This is a genomic window from Prosthecobacter fluviatilis, from assembly GCF_042655725.1.
GTDB classification, from domain to species: domain Bacteria; phylum Verrucomicrobiota; class Verrucomicrobiia; order Verrucomicrobiales; family Verrucomicrobiaceae; genus Prosthecobacter; species Prosthecobacter fluviatilis.
The window spans coordinates 67721-87051 of record NZ_JBHSMQ010000002.1; the positions used below are offsets into that span (position 1 = coordinate 67721).

At 61.0% G+C, this 19331-nt stretch carries 17 protein-coding genes; 5 read left to right on the top strand and 12 right to left on the bottom strand.

Going from position 1 to position 19331, the window contains the following annotated elements:
• Positions 1-11 precede the first annotated feature (11 nt).
• On the top strand, positions 12-1184 hold the full coding sequence (locus tag ACFQDI_RS05465) for an MDR family MFS transporter (protein WP_377164238.1): 1173 nt from the start codon (positions 12-14) through the stop codon (positions 1182-1184).
• Positions 1174-2064: an EamA family transporter RarD gene (rarD, locus tag ACFQDI_RS05470; RefSeq protein WP_377164240.1), complete on the top strand. Its 891-nt coding sequence runs from the start codon at positions 1174-1176 to the stop codon at positions 2062-2064. The genes ACFQDI_RS05465 and rarD overlap by 11 nt, the downstream gene beginning before the upstream one ends.
• A 6-nt stretch (positions 2065-2070) precedes the next feature.
• On the opposite strand, the gene ACFQDI_RS05475 is transcribed toward rarD, so the two are convergent.
• On the bottom strand, positions 2071-2994 hold the full coding sequence (locus ACFQDI_RS05475; RefSeq protein ID WP_377164242.1) for a D-alanine--D-alanine ligase: 924 nt from the start codon (positions 2992-2994) through the stop codon (positions 2071-2073).
• Positions 2995-3087: 93 nt separating this feature from the next.
• Here ACFQDI_RS05475 and ACFQDI_RS05480 point away from each other — a divergent pair, with 93 nt between their 5' ends.
• Positions 3088-4647: an N-acyl-D-amino-acid deacylase family protein gene (locus tag ACFQDI_RS05480; RefSeq protein WP_377164244.1), complete on the top strand. Its 1560-nt coding sequence runs from the start codon at positions 3088-3090 to the stop codon at positions 4645-4647.
• A 1-nt stretch (position 4648) separates the two neighbouring features.
• Here ACFQDI_RS05480 and ACFQDI_RS05485 read toward each other — a convergent pair whose 3' ends face one another.
• The gene (locus ACFQDI_RS05485; protein ID WP_377164246.1) at positions 4649-6601 is read right to left on the bottom strand and encodes an LTA synthase family protein; all 1953 of its coding nucleotides are present in this window, start codon (positions 6599-6601) and stop codon (positions 4649-4651) included.
• Between the two features lie 241 nt (positions 6602-6842).
• Between ACFQDI_RS05485 and ACFQDI_RS05490 the strand changes: the two genes are divergently transcribed.
• Entirely contained in the window at positions 6843-7103 is a 261-nt protein-coding gene (locus ACFQDI_RS05490) for a hypothetical protein (protein ID WP_377164248.1), read from the top strand.
• 6 nt (positions 7104-7109) lie between these two features.
• Here the strand turns inward: ACFQDI_RS05490 and ACFQDI_RS05495 are convergent, their stop codons facing one another.
• The 4 genes from ACFQDI_RS05495 to ACFQDI_RS05510 all read right to left on the bottom strand — a co-directional run bounded on the left by ACFQDI_RS05495 (position 7110) and on the right by ACFQDI_RS05510 (position 11002).
• Positions 7110-8126 (bottom strand): glycosyltransferase family 9 protein, encoded by a 1017-nt coding sequence (locus ACFQDI_RS05495; RefSeq protein WP_377164250.1) that lies wholly within the window; start codon positions 8124-8126, stop codon positions 7110-7112.
• Complete coding sequence (locus ACFQDI_RS05500; RefSeq protein ID WP_377164252.1) at positions 8123-8845, bottom strand: metallophosphoesterase family protein; 723 nt, start codon at positions 8843-8845, stop codon at positions 8123-8125. Before ACFQDI_RS05500 ends, ACFQDI_RS05495 begins: the two co-directional genes overlap by 4 nt.
• Positions 8846-9160: 315 nt before the next feature.
• Positions 9161-9622, bottom strand: a complete 462-nt coding sequence (locus ACFQDI_RS05505; RefSeq protein WP_377164254.1) for a dihydrofolate reductase — start codon at positions 9620-9622, stop codon at positions 9161-9163.
• Between the two features lie 21 nt (positions 9623-9643).
• Positions 9644-11002, bottom strand: coding sequence for an MBL fold metallo-hydrolase (locus tag ACFQDI_RS05510; RefSeq protein ID WP_377164257.1), 1359 nt, complete (start codon positions 11000-11002; stop codon positions 9644-9646).
• Positions 11003-11132: 130 nt separating this feature from the next.
• Between ACFQDI_RS05510 and ACFQDI_RS05515 the strand changes: the two genes are divergently transcribed.
• Entirely contained in the window at positions 11133-12005 is an 873-nt protein-coding gene (locus tag ACFQDI_RS05515; RefSeq protein ID WP_377164259.1) for an SHD1 domain-containing protein, read from the top strand.
• Here the strand turns inward: ACFQDI_RS05515 and ACFQDI_RS05520 are convergent.
• The 6 genes from ACFQDI_RS05520 to ACFQDI_RS05545 all read right to left on the bottom strand — a co-directional run bounded on the left by ACFQDI_RS05520 (position 12002) and on the right by ACFQDI_RS05545 (position 19117).
• On the bottom strand, positions 12002-13219 hold the full coding sequence (locus ACFQDI_RS05520) for a hypothetical protein (protein ID WP_377164261.1): 1218 nt from the start codon (positions 13217-13219) through the stop codon (positions 12002-12004). The genes ACFQDI_RS05515 and ACFQDI_RS05520 overlap by 4 nt on opposite strands.
• Before the next feature lie 30 nt (positions 13220-13249).
• On the bottom strand, positions 13250-15778 hold the full coding sequence (locus ACFQDI_RS05525; protein ID WP_377165566.1) for an ATP-dependent Clp protease ATP-binding subunit: 2529 nt from the start codon (positions 15776-15778) through the stop codon (positions 13250-13252).
• Entirely contained in the window at positions 15771-16895 is a 1125-nt protein-coding gene (locus tag ACFQDI_RS05530) for a protein arginine kinase (protein WP_377164263.1), read from the bottom strand. The genes ACFQDI_RS05525 and ACFQDI_RS05530 overlap by 8 nt, the downstream gene beginning before the upstream one ends.
• 76 nt (positions 16896-16971) lie before the next feature.
• Positions 16972-17529, bottom strand: coding sequence for a UvrB/UvrC motif-containing protein (locus tag ACFQDI_RS05535; protein ID WP_377164265.1), 558 nt, complete (start codon positions 17527-17529; stop codon positions 16972-16974).
• Positions 17530-17611: 82 nt separating this feature from the next.
• The gene (locus ACFQDI_RS05540; protein ID WP_377164267.1) at positions 17612-18226 is read right to left on the bottom strand and encodes an HAD-IA family hydrolase; all 615 of its coding nucleotides are present in this window, start codon (positions 18224-18226) and stop codon (positions 17612-17614) included.
• A gap of 36 nt (positions 18227-18262) precedes the next feature.
• Positions 18263-19117 carry a platelet-activating factor acetylhydrolase IB subunit gene (locus tag ACFQDI_RS05545; protein WP_377164269.1) on the bottom strand — a complete coding sequence of 285 codons (855 nt, stop codon included), beginning with the start codon at positions 19115-19117 and terminating at the stop codon, positions 18263-18265.
• Positions 19118-19331: the final 214 nt, after the last annotated feature.

Consider the following 19331-nt stretch of genomic DNA (forward strand, 5'->3'; position numbering starts at 1 on the left):
TTTTTCCAACCATGTCCCTTCTTTCACAATTGCGCGTCCTGCCCAGACCCTTCTGGGTTCTGGTAGGCGCGACCTTCGTCAATCGGTTCGGTGTCTTCGTCGTGCCGTTTCTGGCGCTCTTCATCACGCGCAACGGCCACACCACCGCCCAGGCGGGCTATGCCGTGGCCTCGTATTCGGTGGGCGGCTTTGCGGCAGCCTGGATCGGCGGCTGGATGGCTGACCGCCTTGGGAGGAATGTCACCATGGCCGTCTCCGCGCTGGCGGGTGCGGTGTGCATGATCGCCATGTCCCAGGCGGTGGACTGGCGTACGCTGGCGCTGCTGGCTTTCATCACCGGTGCCATCAATGAGGCCGGGAGCCCTGCCAGCGCCGCGCTGGTGCAGGACCTGGTGCCGCCGGAGCACCGTGTCATCGCCTATGCGGTGCAGCGCTTTGCGGTGAATCTCGCGTGGTCCCTCGGGCCAGCCACAGCAGGCTTCCTGGCGGAATACTCCTTTTTCTGGCTCTTCGCTGTCGATGCTGCCACTTCGGCCTTCTTTGGCATCATCGCCTGGGTTTGCCTTCCCCGGGGCAGGCGCACGGCCCGCGAGCACGCAGGCTGGGGGCATGCGTGGCAGTCTATAAAAAGCAATCACGCTTTCCTGGCCCTGTTCGCAGCCTGCATCTGCACGGCATGGATCTTCCGGCAGACCAACACCACTTTCCCGCTGCACTTTGAGCGGAACGGGCTGCCGCTGCATGACTGCGGCCTCGTGCTGGCCCTGAACGGCGTCATGATCTGTCTGTTTGAGCTGCCACTGGCAGCCGGGCTGCGTAAATGGCCGGTCAGGCAGGTGCTGGCGCTTGGCTACATTTTGATGGGCATCAGTTTCCTCACCTTTCTCGTCAGCGGCTCGCTCACTGCCTTTGTTTTCATGATGGTGGTGTTTACTCTTGGCGAGATGTCCGCCTTCTCGCGACAGCAGGCCTACTCTGCCAGCCTTGCCCCTGAGGATATGCGTGGGCGTTATGTGGGCTTTCTCAGCCTTGCCTGGTGCGCAGGCAATACCGCCAGCTCCGCCCTGGGCATGGCGCTGTATGATCAGCACCCCGGACTGCTCTGGGGCATCAATGCCACGCTGGGCCTGGTGGCGGCGCTGCTTATTCTTTCCACCCGCAAACTTTCCCCGCATGAATCCTGAAAAGACATCCGCCAATGCCACACTGAGCGCCGTGCTGGCCTTTGGTCTGTGGGGAGTGCTGCCGGTGTACTGGAAGCAGCTCGGCCACTTGGGCAGCGATGTGGCGCTGGCCCAGCGCGTGGTGTGGACCATGGCCACCGTGTTGCCGCTGCTGATGCTGCGTGGCGAGTGGTCCGGCTTTCTGCGCTCTCTGCGGGATGTCCGGCTGGTCGGCGCTCATGCATGGTCCGCCTTTCTGCTGGCCATCAACTGGGGCGTCTTCGTCTGGGCAGCCCAGCACGGGCGCATCATCGACTGCAGCCTTGGCTACTTCATCAATCCGCTGCTGAATGTCCTCATCGGCAGCCGTCTGCTGGGGGAGCGCCTGACGGGACTGCAAAAGCTCAGCATCTTCTCCGCCGCGTGCGGTGTGCTGACGCAGCTCGTGCTGGTGGGCCACTTTCCATGGATCGGCCTGCTGCTGGCGGGCAGCTTTGCGCTCTACGGACTGGCGCGACGGCAGTCGCCTCTGGGATCACTGCCTGGTCTTGCGATGGAGACAGTGGTCGGCATTCCGGTGGCGGTGGTTTACCTGCTGTGGGCGCAGCAGAGCAGCCTGCCCATTTGGGGCACCGCGTCTGCGCATGACCTGCTGCTCATCATCGGCCTTGGCATCATCACCACCATTCCGCTGCTGGGCTTTGCGCATGGCGCGCGGCAACTGCCCTTTGCCCTGCTCGGGGTGTTGCAGTTTCTGGCCCCCACCGGTCAGTTTTTGGTGGGAGCTCTGATGTATCACGAACCGGTCGGCTCAGGAGCCCTCGTCTCCTTTGGCCTCATCTGGCTCGGGGTGTTGCTGTTTTGCGGAGATCTCTGGCTGCGAAAGCCCAGCAAGGCCTGAGGAGCCTCAGGGCCTTGCGGCAAGCGACAGCTCGATGATCTTTGCACACAGATCCGGGAACTCGATGCCCACAGCCTTGGCGGCTTTGGGCAGCAGGCTGCTGCTCGTCATTCCAGGAATGGTGTTCACCTCCAGCACAAAGGGGGCTTGATCGCTGTCCCGCAGCATCACGTCCACACGGCCATAGACTTCCGTGCCGCAGGAGCGGAAGGCTTTCAGCGCAGCGTCCTGCACAGCCTGGGTCACTTCGGGGCTCAGGGCGGCAGGGCAGTTGTAGTTCGTTTTACCGGTGCCACCCATCCATGGGTACTTGTTGTTGATGTCGTAGAAGCCCTCCACGGGTTCGATGTGGATGATGGGCAGCACCTGATCGCCAAGGACGCCCACGGTCAGCTCCTTGCCAGCCACGTAGTCTTCGATCAGCGTGTCATGGCCAAACTTTTTCGCGTCTTCCAGGGCGGCGTCCAGCTCAGCCTGGGTGTGGCAGATGTGCACGCCCACGCTGGAGCCTTCACGCGGCGGCTTCACTACCAGGGGCAGGCCGATGGCCAGTGGCTGGCTGCCGTCCAGCAGGTAGGTTTGCGAGCGCGGCGTGGGCACACCTGCGGCGATGAAGCGCTCCTTGCTCAGCAGCTTGTCAAAGGCGATGCGGCTGCTCGCCACGCCTGCGCCGGTGTAGCGGATGCCGCGCTGTTCCAGAATGGACTGAATCTGGCCGTCTTCGCCAAAGGTGCCGTGGATCAGGTTCATGGCGACGAAGGCATCCCCTGGTACTTCAAAGTCCGGCCCCGTCACATCCACCTCGACCACGATGGCCCCCTTGCTGCGCAGCGCTTCGGCCACGCTTTCAGCAGTTTTCAGGGAGACTTTGCGTTCAGAGCCGGGGCCGCCCATCAGCAGGGCGATTTTCTTGTTCGTGAGGTCGAGCATGGTGCGGCAGATATGGAATGCGGAGGCCGGATTGGCAAAAGGAATCCTGGCAATGTCCGTGCCATCAGCCACGTCTTTCTCCCTGCCACCACCATGATGCCCCGCCTCCTTTTTGCCTGCCTTCTCACCTCAGCTCTCAGCGCGGCGGAGTTCGATCTGCTCATCACCCATGCCCGGATCGCGGACGGCAGCGGTGGGCCGCTGATGGAGGGCTCGGTGGCAGTCAAAGACGGGCGCATCGCCGCCGTAGGCCAGCCCCAGGGCACGGCCACTGAGGTGATTGATGCTGGTGGCAAAGTCGTCGCCCCGGGTTTCATCGACGTGCACACCCATTCGGAAGACATCTGCCGCAATCCGGTGGCGGAGAACTTTCTCCGCATGGGTGTCACCACCATCATCTCCGGAAACTGCGGGCATTCCCGCACCGACGTGGCGAAGTTCTTCCAAGAGATCGGCGACTCGAAAGTCGCCCTCAACGTCGCCACTCTGATCGGCCACGGCTCCGTGCGCGAGCAGGCCATGGGCGGCAGCTTCATCCGCGCTCCGAATGACGAGCAGCTCGCAACGATGAAGGGGCTTGTCGATCAGGCCATGAAGGACGGTGCCGTGGGCATGAGCACCGGGCTCATCTATGTGCCGGGCTCCTTTGCCAAAACAGATGAACTCATCGCGATGGCCAAGGTCGCCGCCGCGCATGACGGCATTTACGTCAGCCACATGCGCTATGAGACGACACGCATCTTTCAGGCGCTGGAGGAGTTCATCCGCATCGCCCGGGAGGCCAGGGTGCGTGCCGAGGTTTCCCATATCAAGCTTTCCGGTCCCACCGCCTGGGGAAAGGCGGATGAAGTGCTCAGCGTGCTCAAAAAAGCCCGCGCTTCAGGTCTCAAGATCACGCAGGACCAGTACGCCTACACCGCCTCCAGCACCGGGCTGCGCCAGACGCTGCCGGACAGCGCTCTCGAAGGCGAGCATGCAGACTTTGTCGCACGCATTTCCGATCCGAAGAAAAAGGCCGAGATCATTGCCGGCATGGCCGAGATGCGCGCCCGGCAGGGCCGCAAGGACTACAGCTACGCGGTGATCGCCCGCTGCAAGGCCGACCCTTCGCTCAATGGCAAAACCATTCCTGAAGCTGCAAAGCTGCGGCGCGGTGCGGACACGCTCGAAGACCAGATCGAGCTCATTTTGGAGATCGAGGCCCAGGGCGGTGCCAGCGCCATCTTCCACGGCATGAATGAGGACGACTTGCAGACCTTCCTCAAGCACCCGCTGACCATGGTCGCCAGTGATGGCGGTCCGCGTCGCCTCGGCGAGGATGTGCCGCACCCGCGCAGCTATGGAAACAATGCAAGGGTGCTGGGGCGCTACGTGCGCGAGTTGAAGCTGCTCTCGCTACCCGAAGCCATCCGCCGCATGACCTCACTCCCGGCACAGACTTTCCACCTGAAAGATCGCGGCATGCTCAAAGCCGGAGCTCATGCAGACCTTGTGATTTTTGATCCGGCCAAAATTGGCGATCCCTCCACCTTCAGCGATCCGCATCATTACGCCGAAGGCTTCGATCATGTGATTGTCAACGGAGGTGTCGTAATCCGTGATGGCAAAATCACGGAGGTTCGCAGTGGTGGTCCGCTGCGGATGGGGCAGTAGCTCAAGGTTTGTCCGTTTCTGCCCCCAGGTGTCCGTTGCGAAACAGCCATGAGGCGGCTTGATAAAGCGAGATGGTGTCGCTCAGGCGCCTTTGCAGAGAGTCTGATTTATCCGGCGCGATGGTTCCCGCTTTCAGATCCACTTTCCCCAGAGTGAACTCCTGCTTGGGCTTGAGCATGGCAAAGTCTCCCTGCGTGATGTAGGCGATCTTTTGGTAGTTGGAGACAAAGATGCGCTCCTTGTCAGGAGTGTAGCCGGAGGAGAAAACATCCTGGCCAAAGGTGCGTGTGGTGTAGCTCCAGTTCATCATGCCAAAGAGTGTGGGCGCCACATCGATCTGGCTGCACAGCCGGTCATACGAGCGTGGCTGGATGAGCTGCGGATTCCAGATGATGCAGGGGATGTGGTACTTGGTCACGTCCAGCTCCATCTTTCCGGCGCTGCCGTGGCAGTGGTCCGCCACCACGACGAAGATCGTGTTGGCAAACCACGGTTTCGTTTTCGCCTTCTCCAGGAAGTCGCCGATGCACCAGTCCGTGTATTTGACGGCGGCCTCGCGTGAGCCCTGCGGCATGTCGATGCGGTTTGCCGGGAAGGTGAAGGGGCGGTGGTTCGACACCGTCATGACGTGCATGAAGAAGGGCTTGTTTGCCGCATGGTTCGTGTCCGCTTCCTGCATGGCCCAGCGGAAGAGATCTTCATCCGCCACGCCCCAGGCGTTTTGAAAGGTGATCTCGCTCTTCGGTTTGGTGCCGCGGTCGATCACGCGGTAGTTGTTGCGGGAAAAATAGGTGCGCATGTTGTCAAACATGGCATCGCCGCCATAGACGTAGCTCACATCATAGCCACGGCTGCGGCACACGGAGCCGGAGGTGAAGAGGTTGGTGTTCAGTGGCCGCCAGACGATGGACTGGCCCGGTGTGGGCGGCACGCTCAGCGTCAGCGCCTCCAGGCCGCGCACGGTACGTGTGCCGGTGGCGTACAGATTGGTGAAAAGGATGCCTTCATCTGCCAGCCGGTCCAGGTTTGGCGTCAGGTAGCTGCGCATTTTGAAGTTCACCTTGAAGTGGCTCATGAAGGCCGCGCTCAGGCTTTCGACCGAAATGAACACGATGTTGTGCCGCTTTTCAGGGCCTGCGTGCTTGATCATGCGTCGCAGATCGCGCGGGTCCGCACTGGCCGCCGGAGTGTCGGGCAGGATGAGAAGCTCCTTCGCACGCGCCAGCGCCTTGTCGATGTCCTGCCTGAGATAGAAGCGTTCGAATTCGATCTCGCTTTCCCAAAAGGCCGCACACCAGGCATAGGGGCCGTTTTTGGCCAGCTCACGATTGAAGTTGTTGCTGAAGCGCGGGAGCTGCGATTGCGAGAAGAAACTGGAAATGCCCACCACAAGCACAGCGATGCCCAGCGCCGGCACGATGCGCAGCCGCCACGCACTGTCTCCGGCGCATACCCAGCGCACGCCTCCGAGCTTCCACATCACCCACACCACTGCCGAGCCCGCCAGCGCCAGCCCGGCATAGATCAGCGGCATGGGGTAGGACTGCTGGATGTTGTCGATCACCTCCTGGGTAAACACCAGATAGTCCACCGCGATGAAGTTGAACCGCACCTGAAACTCATCCCAGAAGAACCCTTCCGCCACTCCGATGAAAATGAAGACCACGGCATACAGCAGCAGGAGGAATGACACGACCCATCGTGCCGCTTGGCTGCGCCACAGGGCTGCGGGCAGCAGTACCGTCAGCAGAAGCCACGGCACCACCGCATAGCAGGCTGCCAGCACATCATAGCACAGGCCATAGCCAAACGAACCCAGCAGCGAGGCATCCCAGGCGATGTCGTGCCGCCCCTGAATCATGAGCGCGACACGTGTACAAAACGCCACTGCCAGAAACAGCGCGATGATCAGCAGGGCGCCTCGGGCTAAAGACGAACGGGGGCTCAGTCGCATAATGGACACATGCTAAAAACTCGGATGAACGCTTTCGTAGGCTGGGTAAAGGCTGGGGAGCGTACGAAGTGGCAGGAGGTGATTCGCTTTCAAGGTTCAAAATGCCTAGCCAAGATGAGAAGTTTACTTCAGAACGGCATTGTGACCGCAGATGACGGCCTCATCCTGATGACGCTTTTTACAATCTGCTCCATGATCCCGCTGGAGAAGCACCATGGGTCTGAATAACATGCGGCCTCCTATGAAGCCCTCCCTCCTGCTCCTAGCCACTGTCGCTTTCAGTTTCAGCTGCACCCGTGCTGCGGACGGCATCCCGCCCTCCTATCCGCTCAAAAAGTGCGTCATTTCAAACGAACCCTTCGGGGGCGAGATGGGCAAGCCCGTCAAAGTCACGCATGAAGGCACGGATGTGTACCTGTGCTGCAAATCCTGCCTCAAGGACTTCAAGGCAGATCCCGCCAAGTACGTGAAAATGGTCAAGGACGCTGCTGCGAAGAAGTAGGCGGCCTTACAGCCGCCGGCTCACCCATTCGCCCATGCCTCGTGCATCGGCATCGGTTACGTTCGCATCGCGCTGGCATTCCTCGGGGCTGAACTCCGTTCGCGCGGCAATCCGCCCGGCCTTCCAGACATGCACCGCTGGCGGGTAGGGCCCGACTTTGCGTGGGTCGCTCCAGGTGTGGATGCCAAGCGTCTGCGGATTGACCGCCGCAGCGATGTGCATCGGCCCGCTGTCCACGCTGACGCAGAACCTGGCCTGTCGCATGATCCAGATCAGCTCGGGCAGGGAAGTGCGCTGGCTCCAGTCTTGGATATGCGCGCCGGTGGGCCGGGCTGGGTCAGAGGTCATGCCCACCAGCACCACCGGGTGGGGAGCCAGGGCATCGCAGAGCGACTGCAAAGCGGAATGGGAAAGCGACTTGCCCTCGCCGCGCGACCAGGGATGCACGGCGACGAAGCCTTGCGCTGCCTGCGTCCAGCCAGCGGGAGCCGAGCCTGGAGCAAGCTCAAAGGTGATGTCCTCAGCCTCGATCTTGATTCCCAGTGCGCGCGGCAGCTCCAGGTAGCGGTCCACGGCATGGGCTCCGGCGTCCACGGGCACGGTATGGTTGTAGAAGAAACGGGAGCCTTCACGCGCATCCGAAAGACCGACGACCGCTTTCGACCCACGCCAGCTGCTGACCAGGCCGCTGCGCAGCAGGCCCTGGAAATCGAGCACGATCTCCGGCTCCTCTCGCGGCAGCATCATCCAGGTGCGCCGCCAGTTCCAGAAACGCGCCAGGCCGGCCAGTCCGCGAAAGGTTTTGCGGGGGAAGGGGATCACTTCATCGAGCAAGGGGCTGCCTTGCAGAATGGGGGTCCACTCGGTGTTGGCCAGCCAGCGGATTTTTAGCCGGGGATGGGCGTCTCTCAGGGCCTTCACAGCCGGCAGGGTGTGCACGATGTCACCCAGAGAGCTGGGTTTGACGATGAGCGCGGAGCGGAAGTCGCGCAGGCTGGGAAGCTGGCGCGTGACCTCGCTCATTTGCCCAGGGCAAGGCGGTCTGCCAGCAGGGAGGGCAGACCAGCCGCGCGGATTTTTGCCTGGGCGGTTTCGATGTCGTACTCCAGCCGGCGGATCGAGATCGTCTGCGCCTGCACATCGTAGATCGCGTAGGCGGCTCTCCAGTCACCGTCGCGGGGCTGTCCCACGCTGCCAACGTTGACAAAGTACTTCACGCCACGCTGCAGCTGAACGTCGGTGCCTCGGGCGGCCCGCACAGCGTCGTCTTTTTCAAAGATGCGCGGGACGTGCGTATGGCCGTAGAAGCAGACCTGGGTAAACTGGTAGCTGAAGCTGGCCATCGCATCGAAGCGGTTGGTCACGTAGCCCCAGTTGCCGGGAGAATCGAGCGTGGCATGCACGATGGTGAAGTCACGCACCTGACGCACCAGCTTCAGCTCGCGCAGCCACTGGCGCTGGTCCTGGCTGAGCTGTTCACGGGTCCACAGCAGGGCATTCTGGGCCAGGGGGTTCAATTCTTCCAGGGAGCTCTCGCTGGCGGCACCCTCATCGTGGTTGCCGCGCACCACCGGGCAGCCCAAGTCTTGCACGGCCTGCAGGCACTCGACTGGATTGGCTGCGTAACCGACGATGTCGCCGAGGCAGACGTAATTGGCACAGCCCTGCTCCTGAGCGTCCCACAGAACGGTCTGCAGGGCTTCAAGATTGGCGTGTATGTCTCCGAATATGGCGAATTTCATCGTCTAAGGTTGGCGGCGATACCTGCACCTTCGGGACATGAGCAGGGAAATCAAGCATTTCAGCATCAGAAACCTGCTGTGGGGGGCAGGGCGGAGGTCCGTCAGGATTTCTGAAAAAGCAAACGGGGCGGATCACCCGATCCGCCCCGTCGCTTGATAGAGAGTCCAACAGCCAGAAGGAACCACTATTTGAAAATTTTGACCGGGCCATCTCAGACCCTTTGTCTGAGTGTATTCTTCCACATTCCCCAGACAATGCGTCAGAGGCACGTAAATGAGTTGTAAGCTGCTTGTAAATCGCAGCTCTCCCGCCTCCTAAACTCGTTCGTAGAAGCGAAATTCCAAGCCTTCTGACTGACCCACGATTTCTTTGAGGGAGAACAGGTGCTCAAAGGGCGGGAGCAGGACATCCCCCTCATAAGGCTCGGCAATCCAGGTGAGATAAAACCCGTCACACCGGGGCAGCAGTTCCTCAAAAACACGTGCCCCCCCAATCACAAAAACGGTTTCCGCTTCACCACACACCTGCGGAATCTCGTCGGCACTGCGAATGACCGTGACCCCCTCCCTTGGGGCCATGGTGCTGCTCAGGACGATGTTTTGGCGGCCCGGCAGAGGCCGGCCGATGGAGTCAAAAGTGGCGCGCCCCATCACGATGGGGTGGCCGAGAGTGGTGCGTTTGAAGAATTTCAGATCCTCGGGGAAGTGCCACGGCAGCTTGCCTTCGCGCCCAATGACGCGGTTGCTGGCCATGGCGACAATGGCGATGAGGCGCATAGGGCGGTGACGAAGGGCGGATTACCAGAGTTCGATCGGCTGATGCGGCTCAGGGCGTATGATCTCCGTGCCCGGAATGGTCTCGTTGAAGCGGCGGGTAAACCACATCTGGGCCGGTTCTTCACCGTGGACGAGCAGGAGCTTTTTCGGCTTCACCTTTTCGATGTATTCTGCGATCTGCTCGCGTGAGGCATGGGCGCTGAGGTCAAAGCTTTCGACACGCGCCCGCAGTTCCACAGCGGGAAGGTCCTTGGCCAGCTTGATCTTGGTGCCCGGGGTGGCGTTGCGGATCTTGTAGCCGGGGGACTCGGGGTCGGTGTAGCCGACGAAGCAGACGGTGTTCCGCGGATTGTCGAGGAACTTCTGGGCGAAGGTGTTGGAGACGGTGTGCTCCGTCATCATGCCGCTGGACAGGGCATAGAGAGTGCGCGGGCTGGAGATGATCTCCTGGCGCTTCCTGCCTTTGCGGGGGACGAGCATCTTCATGTCGTCCAGCAGGCGGAAGCCGGGATAGCTGCGGCGGCTGCGGGAGGCATAGTGATCGTAAAGCACCGTGATCTTCGTGCTCAGCCCGCCGATGTAGAGCGGCATTTCAGGAATGAGGCCCTCCTCGTGCAACTCGTGCAGCATCATCATGACCTCCTGGGTCTTGCCCAGGGCAAAAACGGGGATCATCACAGCTCCGCCTGCCTCATGGGTGTCGCGGATCACGCCAGCGAGGCGCTCTTTTTCGTTTTTGCGTGAAAAGCCCTCCGGGCGTGCGTAGTCGCCACGGGTGGTCTCGGTGATCATCACGTCAATGCCGCTGGTGGGGAAATCAGCGGCGCGGCAGATGGTCTGCGCCTCAAAATTCACATCGCCGGTGTAAAACAGCGTGTTGCTGCCTTCACGGATCAGGACGCCCGTGGAGCCGAGAATGTGGCCGGCGTCGAACATGGTGGCCTCCAGATTGGTGTCCGGAATCTCAAACGGGCGGTCGATGTCGCGGTAGATCCACTGGGCGCGGATCTCATCCAGCTCCCGGTGGGTGAAGAGGGGGTATTCCGTGATGCTTTCCTCCTCGCGCTGCTTCGTCATCACATTGACGGAGTTGTGCAGCATGGCGGATGAGAGCTCCCCGGTGATTTCCGTCATCAGCACCGGTGTGTTTGGCTGCTTGCGCTGCAGCACGGGCAGGGAGCCTATGTGGTCATGGTGCGCATGGGTGATGAGCACCGCATTGGCCGACTTGTGCGGCAGTGGGCCGAAATCCGGCATGGCACCGTAACCTGCCATTTTGGGGTGCATGCCGGAATCAAGCACGACGCGATGGTCCCCGGCTTCGAGGAGGTAGGAATTGGCGCCGATCTCACGTCGGCGGGTCAGGTTGCGAAAACGCATGCAGTATTTTTGGGGGGAGGCGGACACTAGGGGGCTGCCCGTGTTCCACAAGGCCTATTTGGTCATGTTCCGGCCGGTAGGCGCCTTCGATCTCGGTTGCCGTTCCGTGTTCTTGTTTCACCTTCCGCCCATGCGCACTCGATTGGACCGCCTGCTGAAACTTGTCCCTGTGATCAGTGTCTTGGGTGGAGGGGCGCTTCTGGCCGTGGAGCGTGTCTGGAAAGACTCCGGCGGCCAAAGCGAGGTCCGGGCTGAATTCGTCAAACTCTCAGGTGAAAACGTCTTCCTCCGGCGTGAAAACGGCATCGTCATCACCGTGCCGCTGTCCAGTTTGAGCAAGGTGGATCAGGAGTTCGTCGTCGGCACTCGTCCGCCTGGAGAGGCTGGTGCCTTGCTCGGAGCACAGGAGGAAATCGTGCTCCAGCTCCCCAAGCCCATGTTCGTCAGCAGCCCCGTCATAGACCTGGGACTTCCCAACATGGAGAAGTTTGACATCTCCAAGCGCATCAAAAGCTTCAAGGCTCTCAAGGGCACTGTGAATGTTGCGAAAGGCAAAAAGGTCACCTCCTCCGATCCGGCTCCCATCATAGGCGATCTCAATCTCATCACGGACGGAGATGCTGACGGTGCGGATGGCAGCTTCGTCGAACTCATGCCAGGGAAACAGTGGGTGCAGATTGATCTCGGAGCCACGCACACAATTCAGAAAATCGCCTTGTGGCATTATCACAAACTGTTAGCAGCCTATCTGGACGTGGTCATTCAGGTCTCCGATGATCCAGACTTCAGCAAGGGCGCCACCACACTGTGGAACTCCGATCATGACGACACTTCCGGTTTTGGAAAGGGCAAGGACCCAACGTATGTCGAAAGCAACTACGGTCGCATCATTGAAGGCAAGGCCGCCAAGGCCCGCTACGTCCGTCTCTGGAGCCATGGCAACACCAGCAACGAGATGAACCACTACTGCGAGGTGCAGGTCTTTGCCGTGCCGCCTCCTTAGGATGCCGGACTGATCCTGCGCCCGGCAAAGCGTGCGAACACTGCAGAGACGGCCAGCAGCGCTGCGGGAATGGTGGGCGGGCACCAGATCAAACTGGATTGAAAGGCGAGAAAGCAGGTGACCAACGCGGCGAAGATGCACAGCAGGCCGCGCGGGATGGCTTTTTTACGCGGCACGAACAGCACCAGCCACAGCCCCATCAGGCCAGCGGCACCCCAGATGATCCATTGCGCCCAGTCAGGGAGCAGTCGCAGGCGCGGCATGGCAAGTATTTCGGCCAGAGCCACGGCATGCAGGCGTGCCAGCCCGCCGGTTTGAGCGTCATCCGTGCCGATCACGATGAGCTTGCCGCCGGAGAGATGCTGTTTGTCCTGGGGTGAGAGCGCCTCGGCCAGTTCGGTCGTCATCAGGTTGAGCGCGTCCACCTCGGGCACAGCCCGGTCCATGCACACCCATTCAGCGTTGCGGGTGAGGTTGACAAAAACGCCGTCAGCCAGGTAGGCCCCGGACCCCGTTTCCAGCGCCAGCCGGTGCTTGGCATAAGGTGTCTTGGTGAAACGCGCCAGGGCCTGAGCCAGCACCGTTGGGAGCAGCCTGCCGCCTTCCTGGACAGCATAGGGCAGCAGCACCGTTTCCTTTTCCTGACGGGAGATGGCTATGCCCAGCTCCGCCTGCGCACGCATCAGTTCATCCGGTGCCGAGATCAAAGCCTTGAGCGGAGGGACGGACTGCATGTTTCCGTGCACTTTTTGGAACACCGGCAGTGAATTTTCCAAGCCTCCGAGAAAGGCTGGCGTGTCACGCGTGGTGGCGAGTTCGGCCTCCACGCCGAGCACCGTGCTCGGAATGGGCAGCAGTGCCTGAGCCGCCTCGGCCACAAATTCAGGGGGCGGGCGGCCCCAGAAAAGCGTTTCGGGCACGACCACCACGGCCGGATCATACGGCTGCAAGCCCTTCAGAATCATCCGCCAGTCCAGCGGGCGTGGCGGCCAGCCAGCGTATTCCGCCCTGTCGGCGGTGCGCATTTTCACAAAAACCACCGGGGACTCTTTCATCGCCTGGTCTTTGGCGAGCACAAAGCGTTCCCGGGTATTGGCCACGAGGAAGTCCAGAAACAGCTCGTCCACCCGCTGAAACCTTCCGGCCTGATGCTCACGATCCAGCCACCAGCCGAAGCTGCCGAGCAGGAGAATGAGAATCAGGGCACGAAGCATGGCAGGCAACGCCCGGCGGCTAGCGCCCGGTTAAGGTGTGGGCGTTTCAGCCGGGATGTCAGTGGTGGTGCTTTCGCGCTTTTCAGCGGCAAACTTGAGGCGGTTGGTCTCTTCATCGTGGGAGACTTTGACGATGTCGCCTTCGCGGATGTCACCACGCAGCAGGTGCTCGGCCAGCGGGTCCTCGATGTTTTTCTCCACCGCACGGCGCATCGGGCGCGCACCATACTGAGGATCAAAGCCCTCTTTCATGAGGAACTCACGGGCGCTGTCGTCCAGCGCGATGTGGATGTTCTTCTTCTTGAGGCGTGTGACCACCTTGCTGACTTCGAGATCCACAATCTTGTTGAGCTGCTCTTTCTCGAGCATGCGGAAGATGACGATGTCGTCCAGGCGGTTGAGGAACTCAGGCTTGAAGAACTTCTTCGCGGATTCGGTGATCTTGCCCTTGATGCTGGCATTGTCAGCCACGTCCTGCTGCATGGCGATGAAGCCCAGGCTGGTCTGACGCTTGATGGTTTCAGCGCCCACGTTCGACGTGAGGATGACGATGGTGTTCCGGAAGTCGATCTTGCGACCGAAATTGTCGGTGACCTGACCTTCTTCAAGGATCTGGAGCAGGAGGTGCATCACATCCGGATGCGCTTTTTCGACTTCGTCGAAAAGGATCACGGAGTAAGGGCGACGGCGAACGGCTTCGGAAAGCTGGCCGCCTTCTTCATAGCCGACGTACCCGGGAGGCGCACCGATCAGACGGCTGGCGGTGTGCTTCTCCATGTACTCGGACATGTCGATCTGGATCAGCGCCTCGGCGGTGCCAAACATGAACTCGGCCAGGTTCTTGGCCAGGAAGGTCTTGCCGACCCCGGTCGGGCCGAGGAAGAGGAAGGAGCCGATTGGGCGGCGCGGATCCTTGAGGTCTGCACGTGAACGGCGCAGCGCCTTGCTGATCGCGATGACAGCTTCGTCCTGGCCGATGACCTTGCCCTTGAGCTCGGTTTCCATCTTGAGGAGCTTCTCGGCTTCGGCCTGCTCCATGCGTTGCAGCGGGACGCCGGTCCATTTGGAGACGACGGACATGATGTCCTCTTCGGTCACGTCGACGATACGCTCCTGGTTGTTGGAGCGCCAGCTTTCCAGCACGTCGTCAAAACGCTTCTTGGCATTCTTTTCACGGTCACGCAGGTGAGCCGCCTTCTCGAAGTCCTGCTCCTTGATGGAGCCTTCCTTCTCGACGCGGATCTCCTCGATCTCGGCCTCGATCACCTTCAGCTCTGGCGGACGCGTCATGGCGGCGATGCGGGCCTTGGAGCCGGCTTCGTCCATGATGTCGATGGCCTTGTCCGGCAGGAAGCGGGAGGGCAGATAGCGGGAGCTGAGGTTCACGGCGGCCCTCAGGGCGTCTTCCGTGTACTTGGCCTTGTGGTGCATCTCGTATTTGCCGCGCAGGCCAAAGAGAATGCGGATGGCGTCCTCCACGGAAGGCTCCTCAACCTTCACGCTCTGGAAGCGACGCTCCAGGGCGGAGTCCTTTTCGATGTACTTGCGGTACTCGTTCAGCGTGGTGGCGCCGACACACTGCAGCTCGCCGCGGCTGAGGGCGGGCTTGATGATGTTGCTGGCGTCCATGGCGCCCTCAGCACCGCCGGCACCCACGATGGTGTGGAGCTCGTCAATGAAGAGAATGACGTTCTTGTGGCGGCGGATCTCGTCCATCACTGCCTTGATGCGCTCTTCAAACTGGCCGCGATACTTCGTGCCAGCGACCATGAGTGCGAGGTCGAGGGTGATGACTTTCTTGTCGCGCAGAATTTCCGGGACGTTGCCAGCGGCTATTTCCTGGGCCAGGCCTTCGACGATGGCGGTCTTGCCCACGCCGGCTTCGCCGATGAGCACCGGGTTGTTCTTGGTGCGGCGGCAGAGGATCTGAATGACACGGGCGATCTCTTCCGAGCGGCCGATGACCGGGTCCATCTCTCCCTTGATGGCGAGTTCGGTGAGGTCACGACCAAAGGCTTTGAGCGCCGGGGTCTTCTCGTTCTTTTTCTTGTCGCCCGAAGGGGTGTTGCCGGTGGGATTGACGGGTTCGCTTTCCTCTTCCTCCTCCTCGTTCTGGGAGGAGAAGTTGGGGTCGAGTTCCTTCAGGATCTCACTGCGGGCCTTGTCGAGGTTCACGTCGAGGTTGCGCAGCACCTGGGCGGCCACGCCTTCCCCTTCGCGCAGGAGGCCGAGAAGGATGTGCTCGGTGCCGACGTAGCTGTGGTTGAGCGCCTTGGCTTCCTTGGAGGCCAGGGCGAGCACCTTCTTGACCCTTGGAGTGTAGGGGATGTTGCCGACCATCTTGGTCTCCGGGCCGGAGCCGACCTGCTGCTCCACCTGCATGCGCACGGTTTCGAGGTCGAGGCCGAGCTTGGTCAGCACGTTGACTGCCACACCCTGGCCAAGTTTGATCAGGCCCAGCAGCAGATGCTCCGTGCCGACGTAGTTGTGGTTAAAGCGGTCGGCCTCCTTGCGGGCAAGGGCCAGAACCTGTTGAGCACGTGGAGTGAAATTATTCATCATTAGTGGGGGAGGCGTTGCCTCCGTTGTTAGATTGTGATGGTGGAAAACTACCCGGGCCGTCGATGGATTGCAACCGCGTGCGGGTTAAATCAGCACGCATGCTGTCACGCTCTTCAGGGGACAATTCACGCGCAGCATTGAGCTGAAGATGCGCAGGTTGAATTTCCAGCAGAAGCATGTCGATCAGGCTGCGGTCGCAGTTCCTGACAAGGTCGAGATCCGCGCCCAAGCGCAGCATGGAAAGCAGGTTCAGTGCCTCTTTGGAGGTCAGGATGTGCGCATACCTCAGAATGGCAAAGGCGCGCCCCACCTGGTCCTGCAGCATGGTCTGATGGTCTTCTTTGAGCTTGGCGCGCGCCGTCACTTCGGAACGGACGACGCCCTCGATGACTTTTTCGATCTGGGCGATGATTTCAGGCTCCGCCTCACCCAGTGTGTGCTGGTTGGAGATCTGGAACAGATTGCCGAGAGCCTCGGTGCCTTCACCATAGAGGCCGCGCACCGCCAGGCCGATCTTGCCGATCGCCTTGATCACCGGGTTGATCTGCTCCGTGAGCACCAGCGCGGGCAGGTGCAGCATGACGGAGGCGCGCATGCCGGTGCCCAGGTTCGTGGGGCAGGCGGTCAGGTAGCCGAGCTTGGGGTCAAAGGCGTAAGGCAGCAGGCCTTCGAGCTCCGTGTCCACCCGGTCCACCGCCTCAAAGGCACTGGCGAGGTTCAGCCCGGGCCGGATGCCCTGGATGCGAAAATGATCCTCCTCATTGATCATGATGGAGATGCTCTGCTTGCGGTCCACGACCACGGCGCACCCGGAGGAGCGCGCTGCGTGCTCACGGCTCACGAGGTGGCGCTCCACCAGCACCTGTTTGCGGATCTTGCTCAGATCGGTGTAGTCCTCGCTGTAGCCGTCCCTCATTTCGGGCAGCTCCTCCACCACCGGGCGTGCGCGCTCCAGCAGCTCGATGCGCTGGCGTTCCTGGCTGAAGCCAGGAAACGGGTAGCCACGGAGATTGCGGGCAAGACGCACACGCGATGTCATGACCACATCAGAGTGGGGCCCCGTGCCTTTCATCCAGTCGGCGGGGTTCTTGATCAATGTGGCAAAACGCATCATGAGATTATGAAGTTGGACGTCTGAAAAGGGATACGCGTTGAATCATGCGCGAGGATGATTCCACCTGCGGCATCCTTCATTTGGAGGCCTTGGGCTGGAGATTTTCGATCTCGGATTTCAGCCGCGCCGCGTCCTCGTAGCGTTCCTCTTTGACGGCGAGATCGAGTTCGGCGCGCAGCTTGGCGATGTCCGGCGTAGGCGCTTGGGCAGGCGCCACCGGAGCCGGTGGCGGTGGCTCCTTCACCGCAGCCGCCCGCTGCCGGGGCAGGATCTGCGGTGTGACGGCGCTGATGTGGCTCGGGCGCTTGCCCACGTGCCGGGTGCCTTTGTGCATGTTGCGCAGCAGTCCGTCCAGCCCCTCCCGGAAGGCCGCGTAGCATTCCGGGCAGCCCATACGGCCGATTTTTTTCAGCTGGGAGGCGGTGAAGCCGCAGGCTTCGCACACAATCTCCATCGTGTCGGACTCCGCCCTGTGGGAAGGGCTGAGAAATGCCTCCGCGAGCCCGAAGCCGGTCTCTTCGGTCACGCCTTTGGCCTTCGAGCAGGTTTCACACAGGTTCACCGTGGTCATCTGACCGTTGATGATCTGGGTGAGGAACACAGTGGCCTCATTCTCGCAAACGTCGCATTTCATGGAATTATTCGTGCATGCTTTTCATGCCACACAGGTGATACGAACGGCAGCACGTACTGGTTATGACAGGTAATTGCGCCCGTCAACCAATGCCCTGAGCCGCCAGCCATTCGTCCAGCTCGGCCTGCAGCTGGGAATGCTTCACAAAGCTGTAATGAAATGTGCGGAACCCCAGCCGTGCCGCCGTGGCGATGTTGGCCTCCAGATCGTCAATGTAAAACGTCCGTCCGGGGTCGAGGCCCAGCTGCGCGGCGGTCTTGAGAAAGATCTCCTCCCCCGGCTTCGCGCAGCGGGCGATGTGTGAATACACGCCGCCCTGAAAGAGCTGGAAGATCGGAAACTCCCGCAGGAAGTAGCTCTTGTGCAGTTCGTTGGTGTTGGAGAGCAGGTGCATCGGCAGTCTACCCGCCAGACTGCGGAGCGTCGCGTACATGGGCTCGTTCTGGGCGAAAATCTCGCACCAGATTGCAGCAAATTCATCGGGGCTGCCACGAAATCCCGTCAGCGCCATGCCCTCCTGCACAAACTCCCCGTCTTCCATGGCTCCCACCTCGTAGGGGCCCTTGATGTCGTCAAACAACGTCAGCACCGTCTCCGCCGGATGATCGCAACGTTCTGCGAGCCGGCGGGCGGCGATGCTGAAGTCAAAGTCGATGAGGACCTTGCCAATGTCTGAAAGGATGACGGGCTGGGGCATGCTCCTCCTTTGCATGCGGGGTTCTGGGATGCCAGATCATTTCATCAGTTCCGCCAGCTTTGGGCCGATGGCATCCGCCCAGATCTGATAGCCTGCAGGCGAGAGATGCAGGAAATCAGGCATGACCTCCTTGGTCAGGGCGCCGTCAGGCTGAGGAAACTGGCTGCCGATGTCCAGGAAGAAGACGTTTTTGCCATCGTCGAGCTTGGCGATGATGGCGTTGACCTGCTTGAGTTTTTCATTGGCGGCGCCGAGCTTGCCGGTGGGTTTGTCGCCACGCGGGAAGACGGCCAGCAGGAGGATCTTTGCCTGCGGCTGCTTGGCGCGGATGGTTTCGACAATCGCGGTCACGCCTTTGGCGATGCCTTCAGCGGGGTCAGCGCCGACATTGTTCGTGCCGATCATCAGCACCACGGCCTTGGGCTTGATGCCCTCCAGTTCGCCATTCTGGATGCGCCACAGCACATGCTGAGTGCGGTCCCCGCCGATGCCGAAGTTCGCAGGGGTGTATTGGCCGAAAGCCTTGGGCCAGACCTCCTTGCCACTGCCCGCCCAGCCGGCAGTGATCGAGTCGCCCAGGAACACGAGCTGGGCCTTGCCCTCCTTGGCGATGCTCACAAACTTTTCATGCGCAGCGATGAAGCCCGGGTTGATCTTGCCGTCCTTGCCATACTTCTCCGCAGGCACATCCGGCGGTTGAGGCGGCAGGACGACCGCTGGGGCGGCGCCTTCGAGGCCACGGCCGCTTTGAGTTCCAATGATGCCGCCGGAGGCAGCACCGCCGGCAGCGCCAATGACATCATTCTTCTGGGGGCCTGGAGCCGGGGTCTGTGCCTGGAGAGCGGCGGAGGCCAGCAGAAGAAGGGAGAATGCGAGTGATGTAATTTTCATGCATGCGCATTGTGGAGGTCTGCTCGCGGGCAGGCAATCCGAAAGAGCATGTCGTGCGATCCGTAAAGTTGACGCGGCGGTGTCAGCCTTCCCGGGCCCCTGCACCGCTGACTTCTGGCCGCAAGCATTTTTCCCTTCACCAGGATTGACGCCATCCGCCGGTTTTCAATAGCATGACCGGGAATCCCCCAAATTCAGCCAACCACAACCATAC